This is a genomic window from Escherichia ruysiae (assembly GCF_031323975.1).
GTDB classification, from domain to species: Bacteria; Pseudomonadota; Gammaproteobacteria; order Enterobacterales; family Enterobacteriaceae; genus Escherichia; species Escherichia ruysiae.
In genome coordinates this window covers 689,375-709,516 of sequence record NZ_JAVIWS010000001.1, presented here as the reverse complement: position 1 = coordinate 709,516, position 20,142 = coordinate 689,375, and the positions used below count along the sequence as shown (strand labels likewise).

Below are 20,142 nucleotides of genomic sequence, written 5' to 3'. Positions count from 1 at the left end.
CAGTTAATCTCCCTTAAGCGGAACCAGTAGTACATCGACCTCGCTTGAGGCAATCACACTTTTCGCTGAGCAGGATGCTCGCGAAAAGAAACTGTGGTTATGATTGCCGCAAATCACCAAATCGAATTTATGCTTACGGCACACTGCCAGAATATGTTCGCTTAACTCACCGTAAGCAATAAATGTCTCTTCTACCGGATATCCCGCATCCTTTATTAATTTATCAAGAAAGTTTTGTGTTTCTTCATGCATCACGCTGCGTAAATCTTCAAGCATCGGTGCGGCTAATTGATTGAAGATTTCCGGGTCGGAAGCGAGAGTGATCAAACTTATGCGCCCATTAACCGGACGGGCGATAGAGACCGCTTTTGTCAACAGTTGCTGGCTTTCTGGCGAGACAGCTACAGCAACAAGAACATTGGTATAGCTCATAACCTGCTCCTTATTCTGTGAACTTCAGGTGTTATTACAGCTTTACTCTGAATGAGGCATTGATGCAATAACAACTCAGTCAAAAAGGTAAATATTAGGCTGGTTACTAGTAAGAATAATTAATTAGTGCCGCAATGTTATTATTCGATCGCCAGTATGGCTGTAAGAAGTAAAATTATCTATTTTCCTTATAAAACAAATGGTTAATGTTTGAAAAACATTTATATAACATTTAAGGGGGTCTCGGCTTTATTTTCACTTGAACTGGGTCATGTTATGTAACTCTCTGTTTGAAAATAAGTTATAGAGGGTAAATAAATTTATTTCATATATAACAGATGGTTATTTACGGTGATTTATATTAACAGTGCGCAACATAATAAATTTATGCCTCTACTTCATTTTTGAAGCCAGAGGCGCTGAAAAACTTTTTAACAGAATGAAATATCATCAAAACAAAAGTATGACTTATACATTAATGTTAAGTAATTGAGTGTTTTGTGTGATCTGAGTCACACATTATCGAAAATCGCAGCGTCGCTCCGTTGTATGTGTGAGTGGTGACGAGTACAGTTGCGTCGAATTAGGAAAAATCTTAGTTAAGTGTAAAAAACACTATTCTCTGTAAGGGATTGTTTCATCGCTTACGATGCTTGTGTTTTTTCGTTGATCGCAACTATTCCATGGTTATTTACTTTTTACCGGGATTTCCCGGCGACATCACGGGGTGCGGTGATACCGCATAAAAATAAAGTTAGTTATTCTGGATGGGAATAATGCATACCTCCGAGTTGCTGAAACATATTTATGACATCAATTTGTCATATTTACTTCTTGCACAACGTCTGATCGTTCAGGACAAAGCGTCCGCCATGTTTCGTCTCGGTATTAATGAAGAAATGGCAACAACGTTAGCGACGCTGACGCTTCCGCAAATGGTTAAACTGGCAGAAACCAATCAACTGATTTGTCATTTCCGCTTTGATAGCCACCAGACTATTAATCAGTTGACGCAGGATTCCCGCGTTGACGATCTCCAGCAAGTTCATACCGGTATCATGCTCTCTACGCGTTTGTTGAATGATGTTAATCAGCCCGAAGAAGTGCTGCGTAAAAAAAGGGCCTGATAATGAGCGAAAAAAGCATTGTTCAGGAAGCCCGGGATATTCAGCTGGCAATGGAATTGATCACTCTCGGCGCTCGTTTGCAGATGCTGGAAAGTGAAACACAATTAAGTCGCGGACGCCTGATCAAACTCTATAAAGAACTGCGCGGAAGTCCGCCGCCGAAAGGTATGCTGCCATTCTCCACCGACTGGTTTATGACCTGGGAACAAAATGTTCATGCGTCGATGTTTTGTAATGCATGGCAGTTTTTGCTGAAAACAGGGTTATGTAACGGCGTCGATGCAGTAATCAAAGCCTATCGTTTATACCTCGAACAGTGTCCACAAGCCGAAGATGGGCCGCTGCTGGCGTTGACACGCGCCTGGACACTGGTGCGATTTGTTGAAAGTGGTTTACTACAACTTTCCAGTTGCAAGTGCTGCGGCGGTAATTTTATCACCCATGCCCATCAGCCTGTTGGCAGCTTTGCCTGCAGCTTATGTCAGCCGCCATCACGAGCGGTAAAAAGACGTAAACTTTCTCAAGACCCTGCCGATATTATCCCTCAACTGCTGGATGAACAGAGAGTACAGGCTGTTTAACTCACGCGATATGGCGAAACATTCCAGCAGCGGCAACTGATTGTCGCTGCTTTTTTCCCCGACCGTAAGTTAACGCCTGACGACTGAACATCCTGTCATGGTCAACAGTGAAAGGATGATGTCGTGCTTATCTTATTAGGTTACCTGGTTGTTCTCGGTACAGTTTTCGGCGGTTATTTGATGACCGGCGGAAGCCTTGGAGCACTTTATCAACCCGCTGAACTGGTGATTATTGCCGGTGCAGGTATTGGGTCGTTTATTGTCGGCAACAACGGTAAAGCCATCAAAGGCACGCTTAAGGCGCTGCCGTTACTGTTTCGCCGCTCCAAATACACCAAAGCAATGTATATGGATCTGCTGGCGCTGCTTTACCGGCTAATGGCGAAATCACGCCAGATGGGCATGTTTTCGTTGGAGCGCGATATTGAAAATCCTCGCGAGAGCGAGATCTTCGCCAGTTATCCTCGCATTATGGCTGATGCCGTCATGCTTGATTTTATTGTCGATTATCTGCGCCTGATTATTAGTGGTCACATGAATACCTTTGAAATCGAAGCTTTGATGGATGAAGAGATCGAGACTCACGAAAGCGAGGCGGAAGTCCCGGCAAACAGTCTGGCGCTGGTCGGTGACTCGCTCCCGGCATTTGGTATTGTCGCGGCTGTGATGGGAGTGGTTCACGCGCTCGGTTCGGCTGACCGACCTGCCGCCGAACTGGGGGCGTTGATTGCTCATGCGATGGTGGGGACTTTCCTCGGTATCTTATTGGCTTATGGATTTATTTCCCCGCTGGCAAGTGTTTTGCGCCAGAAAAGCGCAGAGACCAGCAAAATGATGCAGTGCGTCAAAGTCATACTGCTTTCTAATCTCAACGGTTATGCACCGCCAATTGCGGTTGAATTTGGTCGCAAAACGCTCTACTCCAGCGAGCGCCCGTCGTTCGTCGAACTGGAAGAGCACGTTCGTGCAGTGAAAAATCCGCAACAGCAGACGACAACCGAGGAAGCATGAAGAATCACGCGCATCCAATTATTGTCGTCAAGCGACGCAAAGCGAAAAGTCACGGCTCGGCGCATGGATCGTGGAAGATTGCTTATGCTGACTTTATGACTGCGATGATGGCTTTTTTTCTGGTGATGTGGCTGATCTCCATCTCCAGCCCAAAAGAGCTGATTCAGATTGCGGAATATTTCCGCACGCCGCTGGCGACGGCAGTAACGGGCGGTGATCGCATTTCTAATAGTGAAAGCCCAATTCCTGGCGGGGGTGATGATTACACCCAAAGCCAGGGAGAAGTGAATAAGCAACCGGACATTGAAGAACTGAAAAAACGCATGGAGCAAAGTCGGCTGCGGAAATTGCGGGGCGATCTCGACCAGCTTATTGAATCAGACCCGAAACTACGGGCGCTGCGTCCACATCTCAAAATCGATCTGGTGCAGGAAGGTTTACGCATTCAGATTATCGACAGCCAGAATCGCCCGATGTTTAAAACCGGCAGTGCTGACGTCGAACCCTATATGCGTGACATTCTGCGGAGTATTGCGCCTGTGCTGAACGGTATTCCTAACCGTATCAGTCTCTCCGGTCATACCGATGATTTCCCTTACGCCAATGGTGAGCAAGGCTATAGCAACTGGGAGCTTTCTGCCGAACGCGCCAATGCGTCGCGCCGTGAGCTAATGGTGGGCGGTCTGGCTGATGGCAAAATTCTGCGCGTTGTCGGCATGGCAGCCACCATGCGTTTGAGCGATCGTGGACCTGATGATGCCGTCAACCGTCGAATCAGCCTGCTGGTTCTGAACAGACAAGCAGAACAAGCTATTTTGCATGAAAACGCTGAAAGCCAGAATGAGCCGGTAAGTGTTCTGGAAAAAACAGGGAGCGCACCGCAGGTCAGTGTTCCTACAATGCCATCAGCCGAACCGAGGTGACTGCGTGAGCATGGATATAAGCGATTTTTATCAGACATTTTTTGATGAGGCGGACGAACTGTTAGCCGATATGGAGCAGCATCTGCTTAATTTGCAGCCAGAAGCGCCAGATGCCGAACAGTTGAATGCCATCTTTCGTGCAGCCCATTCCATCAAAGGAGGGGCAGGAACCTTTGGTTTTACTGTGTTACAGGAAACCACGCATCTGATGGAAAATCTGCTCGATGAAGCCAGACGTGGTGAGATGCAGCTTAATACCGACATTATCAATCTGTTTTTGGAAACGAAGGACATCATGCAAGAACAGCTCGACGCTTATAAACAGTCACAAGAGCCAGATACCGCCAGCTTCGATTATATCTGCCAGGCCTTGCGTCAACTGGCATTAGAAGCGAAAGGCGAAACGGTATCCGCAGTGACCCGATTAAGTGTGGTTGCCAAAAATGAACCGCAAGATGGTCAGAATAGCCGCCAATCGCCGCGACGAATTATCCTTTCGCGCCTGAAAGCGGGAGAAATCGATCTGCTGGAAGAAGAGCTGGGACATCTGACAACGTTGACTGACGTGGTGAAAGGAGCCGATTCGTTATCGGCGACATTAGCGGGAGATATTGCGGAAGACGACATTACTGCGGTGCTTTGTTTTGTCATTGAGGCCGATCAGATTGCCTTTGAAAGCGTTGAGTCTACGGCGAAAGTATCTGCGCCACCGGTGCTTAAACTTGCCGCCGCAGAAGCGCCAGTTGTACGGACAGAACGGGAAAAACCGCCGCGCGGCAGCGAATCCACCAGTATCCGTGTGGCTGTAGAGAAGGTTGATCAACTGATTAACCTTGTCGGCGAACTGGTCATCACCCAGTCGATGCTGGCTCAGCGTTCGAGCGAACTGGACCCGGTTAATCATGGTGATTTGATTACCAGCATGGGGCAGTTACAACGTAACGCCCGTGATTTGCAGGAATCGGTAATGTCGATCCGCATGATGCCGATGGAATATGTCTTTAGTCGCTATCCCCGGCTGGTACGTGACCTGGCGGGAAAACTCGGCAAACAGGTAGAACTGACGCTGGTGGGCAGTTCCACTGAACTCGACAAGAGCCTGATAGAACGCATTATTGACCCGCTGACCCATCTGGTACGCAACAGTCTCGACCACGGAATTGAACTGCCGGAAAAACGCCTCGCCGCAGGCAAAAACAGCGTCGGAAATTTGGTTCTGTCTGCTGAACATCAGGGCGGCAACATCTGCATCGAAGTGACCGACGATGGCGCGGGGCTAAACCGTGAACGGATTCTGGCAAAAGCTGTTTCACAAGGTCTGACCGTCAGCGACAACATGACAGATGACGAAGTGGCAATGCTGATATTTGCTCCTGGTTTTTCTACAGCAGAGCAGGTTACCGATGTCTCCGGACGCGGTGTCGGTATGGATGTGGTCAAACGTAATATCCAGGAGATGGGCGGTCATGTCGAAATCAAATCGACGCCGGGCGCAGGAACTACGATCCGCATTTTACTGCCGCTGACGCTGGCGATCCTCGATGGCATGTCTGTACGTGTTGCAGATGAAGTTTTCATTCTGCCGCTGAATGCCGTCATGGAATCACTGCAACCCCATGAAGCCGATCTGCATCCACTGGCGGGCGGCGAGCGGGTACTGGAAGTACGTGGTGAATATCTGCCTATCGTCGAACTGTGGAAAGTGTTCAACGTCACGGGCGCGAAAACTGAAGCGACTCAGGGAATTGTGGTGATCCTGCAAAGTGGCGGTCGCCGCTACGCTTTGCTGGTGGATCAATTAATTGGTCAACACCAGGTAGTAGTGAAAAACCTGGAAAGTAACTATCGCAAAATCCCGGGAATATCCGCCGCAACGATTCTCGGCGACGGCAGCGTGGCACTGATTGTTGATGTTTCTGCCTTGCAGACGATAAACCGCGAACAACGTATGGCGAACACCGCCGCCTGAATGAGTAAAAAGGTAACAATATGACCGGTATGACGAATGTAACAAAGCTGGCCAGCGAGCCGTTAGGCCAGGAATTTCTGGTATTTACCCTTGGTGATGAAGAGTACGGTATTGATATTCTGAAAGTGCAGGAGATCCGTGGCTACGATCAGGTAACACGGATTGCAAACACGCCAGCGTTTATCAAAGGCGTCACGAATCTGCGCGGCGTTATTGTGCCGATTGTTGACTTACGAATTAAGTTCAGCCAGGTGGATGTGGACTATAACGACAACACGGTAGTTATCGTACTGAATCTCGGACAACGGGTGGTCGGCATCGTGGTTGACGGCGTTTCAGACGTGCTTTCATTGACGGCGGAGCAAATTCGTCCGGCACCGGAATTTGCCGTGACGCTTTCAACAGAATATCTCACTGGATTGGGCGCACTGGGTGACCGTATGTTGATTCTGGTGAACATCGAAAAACTGCTGAATAGCGAAGAGATGGCGCTGTTAGATAGCGCGGCGTCAGAAGTGGCGTAATTCTCCTGATTTCCTCAATTGAAATGAACCCGATGATCTGCGCATCGGGTTTTTTATTTCAATTTCGCGGCGGGTGGCATCAGCAATAAAGTTTCCCCCTTCCTTGCCGATAACGAGATCAACTTGTTTTCAGGAAGGTGCCTTATGATTAACCGTATCCGCGTAGTCACGCTGTTGGTAATGGTGCTGGGGGTATTCGCACTGTTACAGCTAATTTCCGGCAGTTTGTTTTTTTCTTCGCTTCACCATAGCCAGAAAAGCTTTGTCGTTTCCAATGAACTACGGGAACAACAGAGTGAGCTAACCTCAACCTGGGATTTAATGCTACAAACGCGCATTAATTTGAGCCGTTCGGCGGTGCGGATGATGATGGATTCATCCAATCAACAAAGTAACGCCAAAGTTGAATTGCTTGATAGCGCCAGGAAAACATTGGCCCAGGCAGCGACTCATTTTAAAAAATTCAAAAGCATGGCACCGTTACCTGAAATGGTCGCCACCAGTCGTAATATTGATGAAAAATACAAAAACTATCACACAGCGTTAACTGAACTGATTGATTATCTTGATTATGGCAATACTGGCGCCTATTTCGCTCAACCAACTCAGGGAATGCAAAATGCGATGGGCGAAGCGTTTGCTCAGTACGCCCTCAGTAGTGAAAAACTTTACCGCGATATCGTCACTAACAATGCGGAAGATTACCGCTTTTCCCAGTGGCAACTGGCGGTTATCGCGCTGGTGGTGGTATTGATTTTGCTGGTGGCGTGGTACGGCATCCGCCGTATGTTGCTTACCCCGCTGGCGAAAATCATTGCTCACATTCGCGAAATTGCCGGTGGTAACCTGGCGAATAGCCTCATCATTGATGGGCGCAGTGAAATGGGCGAACTGGCGCAGAGCGTTTCGCATATGCAGCGTTCTTTGACCGACACAGTCACCCATGTGCGCCAGGGGTCGGACGCCATCTATGCCGGTACACGTGAAATTGCAGCGGGCAATACCGATCTTTCATCACGCACTGAACAGCAGGCATCCGCGCTGGAAGAAACTGCCGCCAGCATGGAACAGCTCACCGCGACGGTGAAACAGAACGCCGATAACGCCCGTCAGGCCTCGCAACTGGCGCAAAGTGCCTCCGACACCGCCCAGCACGGCGGCAAAGTGGTGGATGGCGTAGTGAAAACGATGCATGAAATCGCCGACAGTTCGAAGAAAATCGCCGACATTATTAGCGTAATCGACGGCATTGCCTTCCAGACCAATATCCTCGCACTGAATGCCGCTGTTGAAGCCGCGCGTGCCGGGGAACAGGGCCGTGGTTTTGCCGTGGTGGCAGGCGAAGTGCGTAATCTTGCCAGTCGCAGCGCCCAGGCAGCAAAAGAGATCAAAGCTCTGATAGAAGACTCAGTTTCCCGCGTTGATACCGGTTCTGTGCTGGTCGAAAGCGCCGGGGAAACGATGACGAATATCGTTAATGCGGTTACGCGCGTCACCGACATTATGGGGGAAATTGCTTCAGCCTCCGATGAGCAGAGCCGTGGCATTGATCAAGTTGCGCTGGCCGTGTCGGAAATGGATCGCGTCACTCAACAGAATGCCTCGTTGGTGCAGGAGTCAGCCGCCGCTGCTGCCGCACTGGAAGAGCAGGCCGGTCGTTTAACGCAGGCAGTATCCGCATTTCGTCTGGCAGCCAGTCAGCTCAACCACAAACCCCCCCTAAAATCCCAGCCTGCCAGTGAGCAATCACCTGCGCAGTCGCGGCGGCGTATCGCTGAACAAGAGCCAAACTGGGAAACATTTTGATGGGTATTTACTCAAGCGCCATTGCCGCCAGATGAGGCTGATGATGCAACAGAACGTCGCGCTTATCGTTTCTGGTGGCGCTATTACAACACAATCGGTGCAGTTACAGGCTGTGCCAGTGGTTTCCTGAAGTGATTGAGAAGGCGCTATGACATCATCTCAGCCCTGTGGGCAAACGTCTTTATTGTTACAGATGAGCGAGCGCCTTGCGCTTTCCGACGTTCATTTTCGGCGGATAAGTCAATTGATCTATCAACGTGCGGGGATTGTTCTGGCCGAGCACAAGCGTGACATGGTCTACAACCGGTTGATACGCCGTTTGCGCTCGCTGGGACTGGCCGATTTTGGTCATTATCTGAACATGCTGGAATCTAATCAGCTTAGCGGCGAGTGGCAGGCATTTATTAACTCGCTGACTACCAACCTGACGGCATTTTTCCGTGAAGGGCATCATTTCCCACTGCTCGCGGCTCACGCTCGCCGTCGTTCTGGGGAATATCGTGTATGGAGCGCGGCGGCGTCGACTGGTGAAGAGCCGTACAGCATTGCCATGACGCTGGCGGACACATTAGGCACCGCGCCTGGACGCTGGAAAGTGTTCGCCAGTGATATCGACACCGAAGTGCTGGAAAAAGCCAGAAGCGGCATTTATCGCCATGAAGAGCTGAAAAACCTGACGCCACAACAACTCCAGCGTTACTTCATGCGCGGCACGGGGCCGCATGAAGGGCTGGTGCGCGTGCGCCAGGAACTGGCGAGCTATGTCGATTTTTCCTCGCTGAATTTGTTGGCGAAACAGTACACCGTACCGGGGCCGTTTGATGCGATCTTCTGCCGTAACGTCATGATCTACTTTGATCAAACGACCCAACAGGAGATTTTGCGCCGCTTCGTGCCACTACTTAAACCTGACGGATTGCTGTTTGCGGGGCACTCTGAAAATTTCAGCCACCTTGAGCGCAGCTTCACGCTGCGTGGGCAGACGGTGTATGCGCTAAGTAAGGATTAACCATGAGCAAAATCAGGGTGTTGTCTGTCGATGATTCGGCACTGATGCGCCAGATCATGACGGAAATCATCAACAGCCATAGCGATATGGAAATGGTGGCAACGGCGCCCGATCCGCTGGTCGCGCGAGATTTGATTAAGAAATTCAACCCCGATGTGCTGACGCTGGATGTTGAAATGCCACGGATGGACGGACTGGATTTCCTCGAAAAGTTAATGCGTTTGCGTCCAATGCCCGTTGTGATGGTTTCTTCTCTGACCGGCAAAGGTTCTGAAGTGACGCTGCGTGCGCTGGAGTTGGGGGCGATTGATTTTGTCACTAAACCGCAACTGGGTATTCGAGAAGGGATGCTGGCGTACAGCGAAATGATCGCTGAAAAGGTGCGTACGGCGTCGAGGGCGAGCCTCGCGGCGCATAAACCATTATCGGCTCCGGCAACGCTGAAGGCGGGGCCGTTGTTGAGTTCAGAAAAACTGATTGCGATTGGTGCTTCAACGGGGGGCACCGAGGCAATTCGGCACGTATTGCAGCCGCTGCCGCTTTCCAGCCCGGCACTGTTAATCACCCAGCATATGCCGCCTGGCTTTACCCGTTCTTTTGCCGACCGCCTGAATAAGCTGTGTCAAATCGGTGTTAAAGAGGCCGAAGACGGAGAACGTGTTTTGCCGGGACATGCCTATATCGCACCGGGCGATCGACATATGGAACTGGCGCGCAGCGGCGCGAACTATCAAATCAAAATTCACGATGGCCCGGCGGTTAACCGCCATCGACCGTCGGTGGATGTGTTGTTTCATTCTGTCGCCAGACAGGCGGGGCGCAACGCGGTTGGAGTGATCCTCACCGGTATGGGCAACGACGGTGCGGCGGGAATGTTGGCGATGCGTCAGGCGGGGGCATGGACCCTTGCGCAAAACGAAGCAAGCTGTGTGGTGTTCGGTATGCCGCGCGAGGCCATCAATCTGGGGGGCGTCTGCGAAGTGGTCGATCTTAGCCAGGTAAGCCAGCAAATGCTGGCGAAAATCAGTGTCGGACAGGCGATACGTATTTAAATCAGGAGTGTGAAATGGCGGATAAAGAACTTAAATTTTTGGTTGTGGATGACTTTTCCACCATGCGACGCATTGTGCGTAACCTGCTGAAAGAGCTGGGTTTCAACAATGTTGAGGAAGCGGAAGATGGCGCTGATGCTCTCAACAAGTTACAGGCGGGCGGTTATGGCTTTGTGATTTCCGACTGGAATATGCCGAATATGGATGGTCTGGAGTTGCTGAAAACCATTCGTGCTGATGGTGCGATGTCGGCGTTGCCAGTGCTGATGGTGACCGCTGAGGCGAAGAAAGAGAACATTATCGCGGCAGCACAAGCGGGGGCCAGTGGCTATGTGGTTAAGCCATTTACCGCCGCGACGCTGGAGGAAAAACTCAACAAAATCTTTGAGAAACTGGGCATGTGAGGATGCGACTATGATGCAACCATCAATCAAACCTGCTGATGAACATGCAGCCGGCGATATCATTGCGCGCATCGGCAGCCTGACGCGTATGCTGCGTGACAGCCTGCGCGAGCTGGGACTGGATCAGGCGATAGCCGAAGCTGCGGAAGCTATCCCTGATGCCCGCGATCGCTTGTTCTACGTTGTGCAGATGACTGCGCAGGCCGCAGAGCGGGCGCTGAATAGCGTTGAGGCGTCGCAACCGCATCAGGATGAAATGGAGGAATCGGCAAAAGCATTAACCCAACGCTGGGATGACTGGTTCGCCGATCCGATTGACCTTGCCGACGCCCGTGAACTGGTGACAGATACGCGGCAATTTCTGGCGGATGTGCCCGCTCATACCAGCTTCACAAACGCGCAGTTACTGGAAATTATGATGGCGCAGGATTTTCAGGATCTCACCGGGCAGGTGATTAAACGGATGATGGATGTGATTCAGGAAATTGAACGCCAGTTGTTGATGGTGCTGCTGGAAAATATCCCGGAACAGGATGCGCGTCCGAAACGTGAAAACCAGAGTTTGCTTAACGGACCACAGGTCGATACCAGCAAAGCCGGTGTGGTTGCCAGTCAGGATCAGGTGGACGATTTGTTGGATAGTCTTGGGTTTTGATTTGTATTGCCTGATGTGACGTGACCGCGTCATATCAGGCGGTCGGATAAGGCGTTTACGCCACATCCGACAAACGTGCGCCCTGTCTGATGTACTGCGGTAAAAGCCCTAAAGCCCACCTGTTTTGCCACTTATTCCAGGCATTGAATGCTTTCCGCTCTGGCATTATTCACGCTTATTACCATTTCCAGGATTGGCGACGTGTCTGACGAGAGCGACGACAAAACAGAAGCTCCCACACCTCACCGACTTGAAAAAGCGCGGGAAGAGGGGCAGATCCTGCGCTCCCGTGAGCTGACCTCACTGCTCATTTTACTGGTGGGCGTGTGTGTTATTTGGTTTGGTGGCGCGTCTCTGGCACGGCGGTTGTCGGGGATGCTCTCCGCCGGGCTGCATTTTGATCACAGCATCATCAATGACCCCAACCTCATTCTCGGACAGATTATTTTGCTGATCAGAGAAGCCATGCTTGCACTGTTGCCGCTGATTAGCGGTGTGGTGCTGGTGGCGCTTATTTCGCCGGTCATGCTGGGGGGGCTGGTATTTAGTGGTAAATCATTGCAACCGAAGTTTTCCAAACTCAACCCACTACCGGGCATTAAACGTATTTTCTCGGCGCAAACTGGCGCGGAGCTGCTGAAAGCTATCCTGAAATCTACACTGGTTGGCTGCGTTACTGGCTTTTATCTCTGGCATCACTGGCCGCAGATGATGCGCTTAATGGCGCAGTCACCCATTACCGCAATGGCTAACGCGATGGATGTTGTGGGGTTGTGTGCACTTTTAGTGGTGCTTGGTGTCATTCCGATGGTGGGATTTGACGTCTTTTTTCAAATTTTCAGCCACCTGAAAAAGCTGCGTATGTCACGGCAGGATATTCGTGATGAGTTCAAACAAAGCGAAGGCGATCCGCATGTCAAAGGGCGAATTCGTCAGATGCAGCGTGCTGCCGCGCGGCGTCGGATGATGGCCGATGTGCCGAAAGCGGACGTCATTGTTAATAACCCAACTCACTACTCAGTGGCATTGCAGTATGACGAAAACAAAATGAGCGCGCCGAAAGTTGTTGCTAAAGGCGCGGGGCTGGTGGCGTTACGCATTCGTGAAATCGCCGCTGAAAATAACGTCCCGACTCTTGAAGCGCCGCCGCTGGCGCGCGCGCTGTATCGACACGCAGAAATCGGCCAACAAATTCCCGGTCAACTGTATGCCGCCGTGGCGGAAGTGCTGGCCTGGGTCTGGCAACTGAAACGCTGGCGTCTGGCCGGTGGACAACGTCCTGAACAGCCCACTCATCTTCCGGTGCCGGAAGCCCTGGATTTTATCAACGAGAAACCGTCCCATGAGTAATCTGGCCGCGATGCTGCGCCTGCCCGCAAACCTGAAATCGACACAGTGGCAGATCCTTGCCGGACCTATTTTGATCCTGCTGATCTTGTCGATGATGGTGCTGCCACTGCCCGCATTCATTCTCGACCTGCTGTTCACTTTCAACATTGCCTTGTCGATTATGGTGTTGCTGGTGGCGATGTTTACCCAGCGCACGCTTGAGTTTGCCGCGTTTCCGACCATTCTGTTGTTTACCACGCTGCTGCGTCTGGCGCTTAATGTGGCTTCCACGCGTATCATTTTGATGGAAGGGCATACTGGCGCGGCGGCGGCAGGGAAGGTGGTTGAAGCATTTGGTCATTTTCTCGTGGGCGGTAACTTTGCCATCGGCATTGTGGTGTTTGTCATCCTCGTGATCATCAACTTTATGGTCATTACCAAAGGTGCCGGACGTATCGCGGAAGTGGGTGCGCGCTTTGTTCTCGACGGAATGCCAGGAAAACAGATGGCGATTGATGCCGACCTCAACGCTGGCCTGATTGGCGAAGATGAAGCAAAAAAGCGACGTTCAGAAGTGACCCAGGAAGCTGATTTTTACGGCTCAATGGACGGGGCGAGTAAGTTTGTCCGTGGTGACGCCATCGCCGGGATCCTCATCATGGTCATTAACGTTGTTGGCGGATTGCTGGTTGGGGTGTTGCAACATGGCATGAGTATGGGTCATGCAGCGGAAAGTTATACGCTGTTGACCATCGGTGATGGTCTGGTCGCGCAAATACCTGCGCTGGTTATTTCTACCGCTGCGGGGGTTATCGTTACGCGAGTCAGTACCGATCAGGACGTTGGCGAGCAGATGGTGAATCAGCTTTTCAGTAACCCCAGCGTCATGTTGTTAAGTGCCGCAGTGCTCGGTTTACTGGGGCTGGTGCCGGGAATGCCAAACCTGGTATTTTTACTGTTCACAGCGGGATTGCTGGGGCTGGCATGGTGGGTTCGTGGACGTGAACAAAAAGCGCCCGCTGAACCGAAACCAGTGAAGATGGCGGAAAATAATGCCGTTGTCGAAGCGACCTGGAACGATGTGCAACTGGAAGATTCTCTGGGAATGGAAGTGGGTTATCGGCTGATTCCGATGGTCGATTTTCAGCAGGATGGCGAGTTGCTTGGTCGTATTCGCAGTATTCGCAAGAAATTTGCTCAGGAGATGGGCTTTCTACCGCCAGTGGTGCACATCCGCGACAATATGGATCTACAGCCTGCCCGCTATCGTATCTTGATGAAAGGCGTTGAGATTGGCAGTGGTGATGCTTATCCGGGGCGCTGGCTGGCCATTAACCCAGGAACAGCCGCCGGGACGCTACCCGGTGAAGTGACTGTCGATCCGGCATTTGGACTTAATGCTATCTGGATCGAAAGTGCGCTAAAAGAACAAGCGCAGATTCAGGGATATACGGTGGTTGAAGCCAGTACAGTGGTGGCAACGCATCTTAACCACCTCATTAGTCAACATGCCGCAGAACTGTTTGGTCGTCAGGAGGCGCAGCAGTTACTGGATCGCGTGGCGCAGGAGATGCCAAAACTGACGGAGGATTTGGTTCCTGGCGTTATCACGCTTACCACGCTGCATAAAGTGCTACAAAACCTGCTTGATGAAAAAGTACCGATCCGCGATATGCGCACCATTCTTGAAACACTGGCGGAACATGCGCCTATCCAGAGCGATCCGCATGAATTAACCGCCGTCGTGCGCGTGGCGCTGGGGCGGGCAATTACTCAGCAGTGGTTCCCCGGTAAAGATGAAGTTCACGTTATTGGTCTGGACACGCCACTGGAGCGTTTACTGTTACAGGCGTTGCAGGGCGGTGGCGGACTGGAACCGGGGCTGGCGGATCGTTTGCTGGCACAGACCCAGGAAGCATTATCCCGTCAGGAGATGCTGGGTGCGCCGCCAGTACTGTTGGTGAACCACGCGCTGCGTCCGCTATTGTCTCGCTTTCTGCGCCGTAGCCTGCCGCAACTGGTGGTGCTGTCGAATCTCGAACTCTCTGATAACCGGCAGATTCGGATGACGGCGACTATTGGGGGTAAATAATGAGGATCTTACTGGCGATATTGTTGTTTCCGCTGGTTGTACAAGCCGCCGGGGAGGGGATGTGGCAGACAAGTAGTGTGGGCGTTACGCTAAATCATCGCGGTGAGTCGATGTCGTCAGCGCCTCTTTCTTCGCGACAACCAGCATCAGGATTGATGACGCTGGTGGCGTGGCGTTATCAGCTTATCGGCCCGACACCATCGGGGCTGCGGGTACGCTTGTGTTCACAATCTCGTTGTGTCGAGTTAGACGGGCAGAGTGGGAGCACTGTGGCCTTTTCCGGTATACCGGCGGCAGAACCGTTGCGATTTATCTGGGAAGTGCCTGGCGGTGGGCGGTTAATTCCGCCGCTGAAGGTACAACGTAATGAAGTGATTGTGAATTACCGTTAGTGATAAAAAAGCCGATGTCTGCAACGACATCGGCCTTTGCGGTATAACGCGATTACATACGCTCTACCGTCTCAATACCCAGCGTATCCAGACCCAGTTTCAGCGTCTTCGCCGTCAGTTGCGCCAGTTTCAGACGGCTGTTACGCACTTCTTCGTTTTCTGCGCTAAGGATCGGGCAGTGCTCGTAGAAGCCAGAGAACAGACCGGCCAGATCGTACAGATAAGCACACATCACGTGCGGCGTGCCTTCACGGGCAACCACAGTGAGGGTTTCTTCAAACTGCAGCAGGCGAGCAGCCAATTGTGCTTCGCGATCTTCACGGATGATCACCGGAGCCGCAGCCAGTTGCTCTTCGTTAATTTCTGCTTTACGGAACACGGACAACACACGGGTGTAGGCATACTGCATGTACGGCGCAGTATTACCCTCAAACGCCAGCATGTTGTCCCAGTCGAAGATGTAGTCGGTGGTGCGGTTTTTGGAGAGATCCGCGTATTTCACCGCACCGATACCCACGGCATTGGCCAGTTTTTCCAACTCGTCGGCTGGCATATCCGGGTTCTTCTCTGCCACCAGACGACGTGCACGCTCCAGGGCTTCATCCAGCAGATCGGCCAGTTTCACTGTACCGCCAGCACGGGTTTTAAACGGTTTGCCGTCTTTGCCCAGCATCATGCCAAACATGTGGTGTTCCAGCGGTACGGATTCCGGCACGTAGCCTGCTTTACGGACGATCGCCCACGCCTGCATCAGGTGTTGATGCTGACGGGAGTCGATGTAATACAGCACGCGATCGGCATGTAGCGTCTCGTAACGGTACTTCGCACAGGCGATATCGGTGGTGGTGTAGAGATAGCCGCCATCTTTCTTCTGAATGATCACGCCCATCGGTTCGCCTTCCTTGTTTTTGAACTCATCAAGGAATACGACGGTTGCGCCTTCGCTTTCTACTGCCAGACCTTTGGCTTTCAGATCCGCCACGATACCCGGCAGCATCGGGTTGTACAGGCTTTCGCCCATCACGTCATCACGGGTCAGCGTCACGTTCAGACGATCGTAGGTGATCTGGTTCTGCGTCATGGTGATGTCGACCAGCTTGCGCCACATGTCGCGGAAATATTCGTCACCGCTTTGCAGTTTTACCACGTAGTTACGTGCACGCTCGGCGAACTCTTCATCTTCGTCGTAATGCTTTTTCGCATCGCGGTAGAAACCTTCAAGGTCAGCCAGCTCCATTTCACCGGCGTTTTCCTGCTGCTGCTTTTCCAGCCATGCAATCAGCATACCGAACTGAGTGCCCCAGTCGCCGACGTGGTTAGCACGAATCACTTTGTGACCGAGGAACTCCAGAGTACGTACTGCCGCGTCACCAATGATAGTGGAACGCAGATGACCGACGTGCATCTCTTTCGCCACGTTTGGCGCGGAGTAGTCAACCACAATGGTCTGTTTTTCTGGCGTAGCAACACCGAGACGATCGGAGGCCAGCGCCTGCTGAACATGTTCAGCCAGGAATGCCGGATCAAGGAAAATGTTGATAAAGCCAGGACCGGCGATCTCAACTTTGCTGGCGATACCGTTAAGATCCAGATGAGTCAGCACCTGCTCTGCTAATTGTCGCGGTGCCATACCCAGTTTTTTAGCAACTGCCATCATGCCGTTAGCCTGATAGTCGCCGAACTGAACTTTTGCTGACTGACGAACCTGCGGTTCGCAATCCGCAGGCGCGCCTGCCGCAATCATGGCCTGACGGACTTTTTCTGAGAGAAGAGCCTGAATATTCACCGGAATACCTTACATTGATGAAGCGAGCAAAAATTGCCCGCACCAGTTAAAGAAATTAGGGCGGGAGTATACTGCAAATGGCTGTTTTCGTCAGCAACGTGCGCGTGGCGTATTGCTGTTTTCACTATTGCATCAGGAGCGGCGTGAAATCAGCGGTTGGTTGGCGCAGGGCAACAGGGTAAATTAACGCTTTTACCGAAGACGAAGAGTGATTATGGCGAACTGGCAATCTATCGACGAGTTGCTGGATATTGCAACGGATTTACCGCGATTTATCCACGCATTAGACGAACTTTCACGGCGTCTGGGGCTGGATATTACTCCGCTGACTGCCGATCACATTTCTTTGCGTTGCCATCAAAACGCCACCGCTGAACGCTGGCGTCGCGGGTTTGAACAGTGCGGCGAACTCCTGTCAGAAAATATGATCAATGGTAGACCGATTTGCCTGTTTAAATTGCGTGAACCGGTACAGGTTGCTCACTGGCAGTTTTCGATTGTTGAGTTGCCGTGGCCAGGGGAAAAACGCTACCCGCATGAAGGTTGGGAACATATCGAAATTGTTCTGCCAGGAGAGCCGGAAACGCTGAATGCCCGCGCGCTGGCGTTGCTTTCTGATGAAGGACTAAGCCTGCCGGGGATCTCGGTTAAAACCAGTTCGCCAAAAGGTGAGCATGAACGATTACCGAATCCGACGCTGGCGGTCACCGATGGCAAAACGACGATAAAATTTCATCCATGGTCCATTGAAGAGATCGTTGCCAGCGAGCAGTCGGCGTAATTAAGGAGCAAAAATGGCATTACTGGAAATTTGCTGTTACAGCATGGAATGCGCGCTGACGGCGCAGCAAAACGGTGCCGACAGAATAGAATTGTGTGCGGCACCGAAAGAAGGGGGGCTAACGCCGTCACTGGGCGTTCTGAAGTCCGTGCGCCAGCATGTTACGATCCCCGTACATCCGATCATCCGTCCACGCGGTGGCGATTTTTGCTACAGCGACGGCGAGTTTGCCGCCATTCTTGAAGATATCCGCACAGTGCGTGAATTAGGATTTCCTGGACTGGTGACGGGGGTTCTGGATGTTGATGGTAATGTCGATATGCCACGAATGGAAAAAATAATGGCGGCTGCTGGTCCGCTGGCCGTCACTTTTCATCGTGCCTTCGATATGTGCGCTAACCCTTTAAATACATTGAATAACCTTGCTGAATTAGGCATTGCCAGGGTGCTGACATCGGGGCAAAAATCTGATGCACTGCAAGGTTTATCAAAAATTATGGAACTTATTGCCTATGGTGATGCTCCAATCATCATGGCCGGAGCAGGAGTCCGTGCAGAAAACCTGCACCATTTCCTCGATGCCGGGGTGCTGGAAGTCCATAGCTCTGCAGGAGCGTGGCAAGCCTCACCGATGCGTTATCGTAATCAGGGATTGTCCATGTCATCGGATGCACACGCGGACGAGTATTCGCGTTATGTCGTAGACGGGACGGCGGTTGCTGAAATGAAAGGAATCATTGAGCGCCATCAGGCCAAATGATTTTTACCGTTGCATCATGTCGCCCAATATGATGCTTGCTCGTACCAGGCCCCTGCCCATTCAACAGGGGCCTTTTTTTATCCTTGAGAAGTATGAAAAATGAACAGTTGCCGTGTCATATCGACTTCGTAATAGCGCGCCAAATCATGCTACTAAAAATGTTATATATATTCATATTAACTATGTAATTTAAATTATTAAAACTGCCAAATATATATTAAAAAATAACGGCTGGTTTCTTCTTTAATAATTAATGGTTAAATTGCAATAAATCATATTCTTTGTCGATTATTTCAGGCAGTGTTGTGCCGAATTTAGTGAGTTATTAATTCGTTGTATATTTATTTATACAGCTGGTTCGGTGTACTGGAATTTAATTAGAGGAATCTATGCGAGGGAAAAAACGCATTGGGTTATTTTTTCTGCTCATAGCAGTAGTGGTGGGTAGCGGTGGGTTATTGTTGGCGCAAAAAACGTTGCACAAAACGTCGGAAACGGCATTTTGTCTTTCCTGCCACTCAATGAGCAAACCGTTTGAGGAATATCAGGGGACTGTCCATTTCTCTAATCAAAAAGGTATTCGTGCTGAATGTGCCGATTGCCATATTCCAAAGTCAGGAATGGATTATTTATTTGCTAAATTAAAAGCATCTAAAGATATTTATCATGAATTTGTTAGCGGCAAAATAGACAGCGACGATAAGTTCGAATCCCATCGTCAGGAAATGGCCGAAACAGTGTGGAAAGAATTAAAAGCCTCAGACTCTGCAACGTGCCGTAGTTGCCATTCTTTTGATGCCATGGATATTGCATCGCAAAGTGAAGCTGCGCAGAAAATGCATACCAAAGCGCAAAAAGATGGCGAAACGTGTATTGATTGCCACAAAGGGATTGCCCATTTTCCGCCAGAAATAAAAATGGATGACAACGCGGCGCATGAACTGGAAAGTCAGGCCGCCACATCAGTGACTAATGGCGCGCATATTTATCCTTTCAAACCTTCCCGCATAGGTGAACTGGCTACTGTGAATCCAGGCACCGATCTTACGGTTGTTGATGCCAGTGGCAAACAGCCGCTCGTCCTGTTGCAGGGTTATCAGATGCAGGGCAGTGAAAACACGCTCTACCTGGCGGCAGGTCAACGACTGGCGTTAGCCACACTAAGCGAAGAAGGTATCAAGGCGCTAACGGTAAATGGGGAATGGAAAGCTGACGAATACGGTAATCAATGGCGTAAGGCGTCATTACAGGGGACGCTTACCGATCCTGCATTAGCGGATCGTAAACCGCTATGGCAATACGCTGAAAAACTCGACGATACCTATTGCGCTGGTTGCCATGCACCTATTGCCGCCGATCATTACACCGTCAATGCATGGCCGTCCATTGCCAAAGGGATGGGGGCGCGAACCAGCATGAGCGAAAACGAACTGGATATTTTGACGCGGTACTTCCAGTACAACGCTAAAGATATTACCGAGAAACAGTGATCCTCGTTGATCAGGGAGG

At 50.9% G+C, this 20,142-nt stretch carries 19 protein-coding genes; 17 read left to right on the top strand and 2 right to left on the bottom strand.

What is annotated here, in order from left to right; translation table 11 throughout:
- Positions 1 to 3 precede the first annotated feature (3 nt).
- Positions 4 to 432, bottom strand: coding sequence for a universal stress protein UspC (gene uspC / locus RGV86_RS03615; RefSeq protein WP_000122665.1), 429 nt, complete (start codon positions 430 to 432; stop codon positions 4 to 6).
- A 776-nt stretch (positions 433 to 1,208) separates the two neighbouring features.
- Between uspC and flhD the strand changes: the two genes are divergently transcribed.
- The 14 genes from flhD to flhE all read left to right on the top strand — a co-directional run bounded on the left by flhD (position 1,209) and on the right by flhE (position 15,306).
- A complete protein-coding gene (gene flhD / locus RGV86_RS03610; protein WP_001516558.1) occupies positions 1,209 to 1,559 on the top strand; it encodes a flagellar transcriptional regulator FlhD in 351 nt (116 codons plus the stop codon).
- Between the two features lie 2 nt (positions 1,560 to 1,561).
- A complete protein-coding gene (gene flhC, locus RGV86_RS03605; protein WP_001291590.1) occupies positions 1,562 to 2,140 on the top strand; it encodes a flagellar transcriptional regulator FlhC in 579 nt (192 codons plus the stop codon).
- 123 nt (positions 2,141 to 2,263) lie between these two features.
- Positions 2,264 to 3,151, top strand: coding sequence for a flagellar motor stator protein MotA (gene motA, locus RGV86_RS03600; RefSeq protein ID WP_000906346.1), 888 nt, complete (start codon positions 2,264 to 2,266; stop codon positions 3,149 to 3,151).
- Positions 3,148 to 4,074 carry a flagellar motor protein MotB gene (gene motB / locus RGV86_RS03595; RefSeq protein ID WP_000788499.1) on the top strand — a complete coding sequence of 309 codons (927 nt, stop codon included), beginning with the start codon at positions 3,148 to 3,150 and terminating at the stop codon, positions 4,072 to 4,074. The genes motA and motB overlap by 4 nt, the downstream gene beginning before the upstream one ends.
- Positions 4,075 to 4,078: 4 nt before the next feature.
- The gene (cheA, locus tag RGV86_RS03590; RefSeq protein WP_077629640.1) at positions 4,079 to 6,043 is read left to right on the top strand and encodes a chemotaxis protein CheA; all 1,965 of its coding nucleotides are present in this window, start codon (positions 4,079 to 4,081) and stop codon (positions 6,041 to 6,043) included.
- Between the two features lie 20 nt (positions 6,044 to 6,063).
- Positions 6,064 to 6,567: a chemotaxis protein CheW gene (gene cheW, locus RGV86_RS03585; RefSeq protein WP_085460806.1), complete on the top strand. Its 504-nt coding sequence runs from the start codon at positions 6,064 to 6,066 to the stop codon at positions 6,565 to 6,567.
- Positions 6,568 to 6,711: 144 nt separating this feature from the next.
- Complete coding sequence (tar, locus tag RGV86_RS03580; RefSeq protein WP_085460805.1) at positions 6,712 to 8,373, top strand: methyl-accepting chemotaxis protein II; 1,662 nt, start codon at positions 6,712 to 6,714, stop codon at positions 8,371 to 8,373.
- Positions 8,374 to 8,521: 148 nt separating this feature from the next.
- Positions 8,522 to 9,382 (top strand): protein-glutamate O-methyltransferase CheR, encoded by an 861-nt coding sequence (cheR, locus tag RGV86_RS03575; RefSeq protein ID WP_085460804.1) that lies wholly within the window; start codon positions 8,522 to 8,524, stop codon positions 9,380 to 9,382.
- Positions 9,383 to 9,384: 2 nt separating this feature from the next.
- Positions 9,385 to 10,434, top strand: coding sequence for a protein-glutamate methylesterase/protein glutamine deamidase (cheB, locus tag RGV86_RS03570; RefSeq protein WP_000036399.1), 1,050 nt, complete (start codon positions 9,385 to 9,387; stop codon positions 10,432 to 10,434).
- A gap of 14 nt (positions 10,435 to 10,448) precedes the next feature.
- Positions 10,449 to 10,838 carry a chemotaxis response regulator CheY gene (gene cheY / locus RGV86_RS03565; protein WP_000763855.1) on the top strand — a complete coding sequence of 130 codons (390 nt, stop codon included), beginning with the start codon at positions 10,449 to 10,451 and terminating at the stop codon, positions 10,836 to 10,838.
- Between the two features lie 10 nt (positions 10,839 to 10,848).
- On the top strand, positions 10,849 to 11,493 hold the full coding sequence (gene cheZ / locus RGV86_RS03560; RefSeq protein ID WP_000983593.1) for a protein phosphatase CheZ: 645 nt from the start codon (positions 10,849 to 10,851) through the stop codon (positions 11,491 to 11,493).
- 201 nt (positions 11,494 to 11,694) lie between these two features.
- The gene (gene flhB / locus RGV86_RS03555; protein WP_309508493.1) at positions 11,695 to 12,843 is read left to right on the top strand and encodes a flagellar biosynthesis protein FlhB; all 1,149 of its coding nucleotides are present in this window, start codon (positions 11,695 to 11,697) and stop codon (positions 12,841 to 12,843) included.
- Positions 12,836 to 14,914, top strand: a complete 2,079-nt coding sequence (gene flhA / locus RGV86_RS03550) for a flagellar biosynthesis protein FlhA (RefSeq protein WP_000067001.1) — start codon at positions 12,836 to 12,838, stop codon at positions 14,912 to 14,914. Before flhB ends, flhA begins: the two co-directional genes overlap by 8 nt.
- On the top strand, positions 14,914 to 15,306 hold the full coding sequence (gene flhE / locus RGV86_RS03545) for a flagellar protein FlhE (protein WP_001221459.1): 393 nt from the start codon (positions 14,914 to 14,916) through the stop codon (positions 15,304 to 15,306). The genes flhA and flhE overlap by 1 nt, the downstream gene beginning before the upstream one ends.
- Positions 15,307 to 15,358: 52 nt before the next feature.
- On the opposite strand, the gene argS is transcribed toward flhE, so the two are convergent.
- Positions 15,359 to 17,092, bottom strand: a complete 1,734-nt coding sequence (gene argS, locus RGV86_RS03540) for an arginine--tRNA ligase (RefSeq protein WP_085460802.1) — start codon at positions 17,090 to 17,092, stop codon at positions 15,359 to 15,361.
- Between the two features lie 214 nt (positions 17,093 to 17,306).
- On the opposite strand from argS, the gene RGV86_RS03535 reads away from it, so the two are divergent.
- From RGV86_RS03535 to RGV86_RS03525, 3 genes are all read left to right on the top strand, one after another.
- Positions 17,307 to 17,873 (top strand): VOC family protein, encoded by a 567-nt coding sequence (locus RGV86_RS03535; RefSeq protein ID WP_085460801.1) that lies wholly within the window; start codon positions 17,307 to 17,309, stop codon positions 17,871 to 17,873.
- Between the two features lie 13 nt (positions 17,874 to 17,886).
- Positions 17,887 to 18,633: a copper homeostasis protein CutC gene (gene cutC, locus RGV86_RS03530; protein ID WP_001185707.1), complete on the top strand. Its 747-nt coding sequence runs from the start codon at positions 17,887 to 17,889 to the stop codon at positions 18,631 to 18,633.
- A 389-nt stretch (positions 18,634 to 19,022) separates the two neighbouring features.
- Positions 19,023 to 20,123 (top strand): NapC/NirT family cytochrome c, encoded by a 1,101-nt coding sequence (locus tag RGV86_RS03525; RefSeq protein WP_085460800.1) that lies wholly within the window; start codon positions 19,023 to 19,025, stop codon positions 20,121 to 20,123.
- The last annotated feature ends 19 nt before the right edge of the window (positions 20,124 to 20,142 follow it).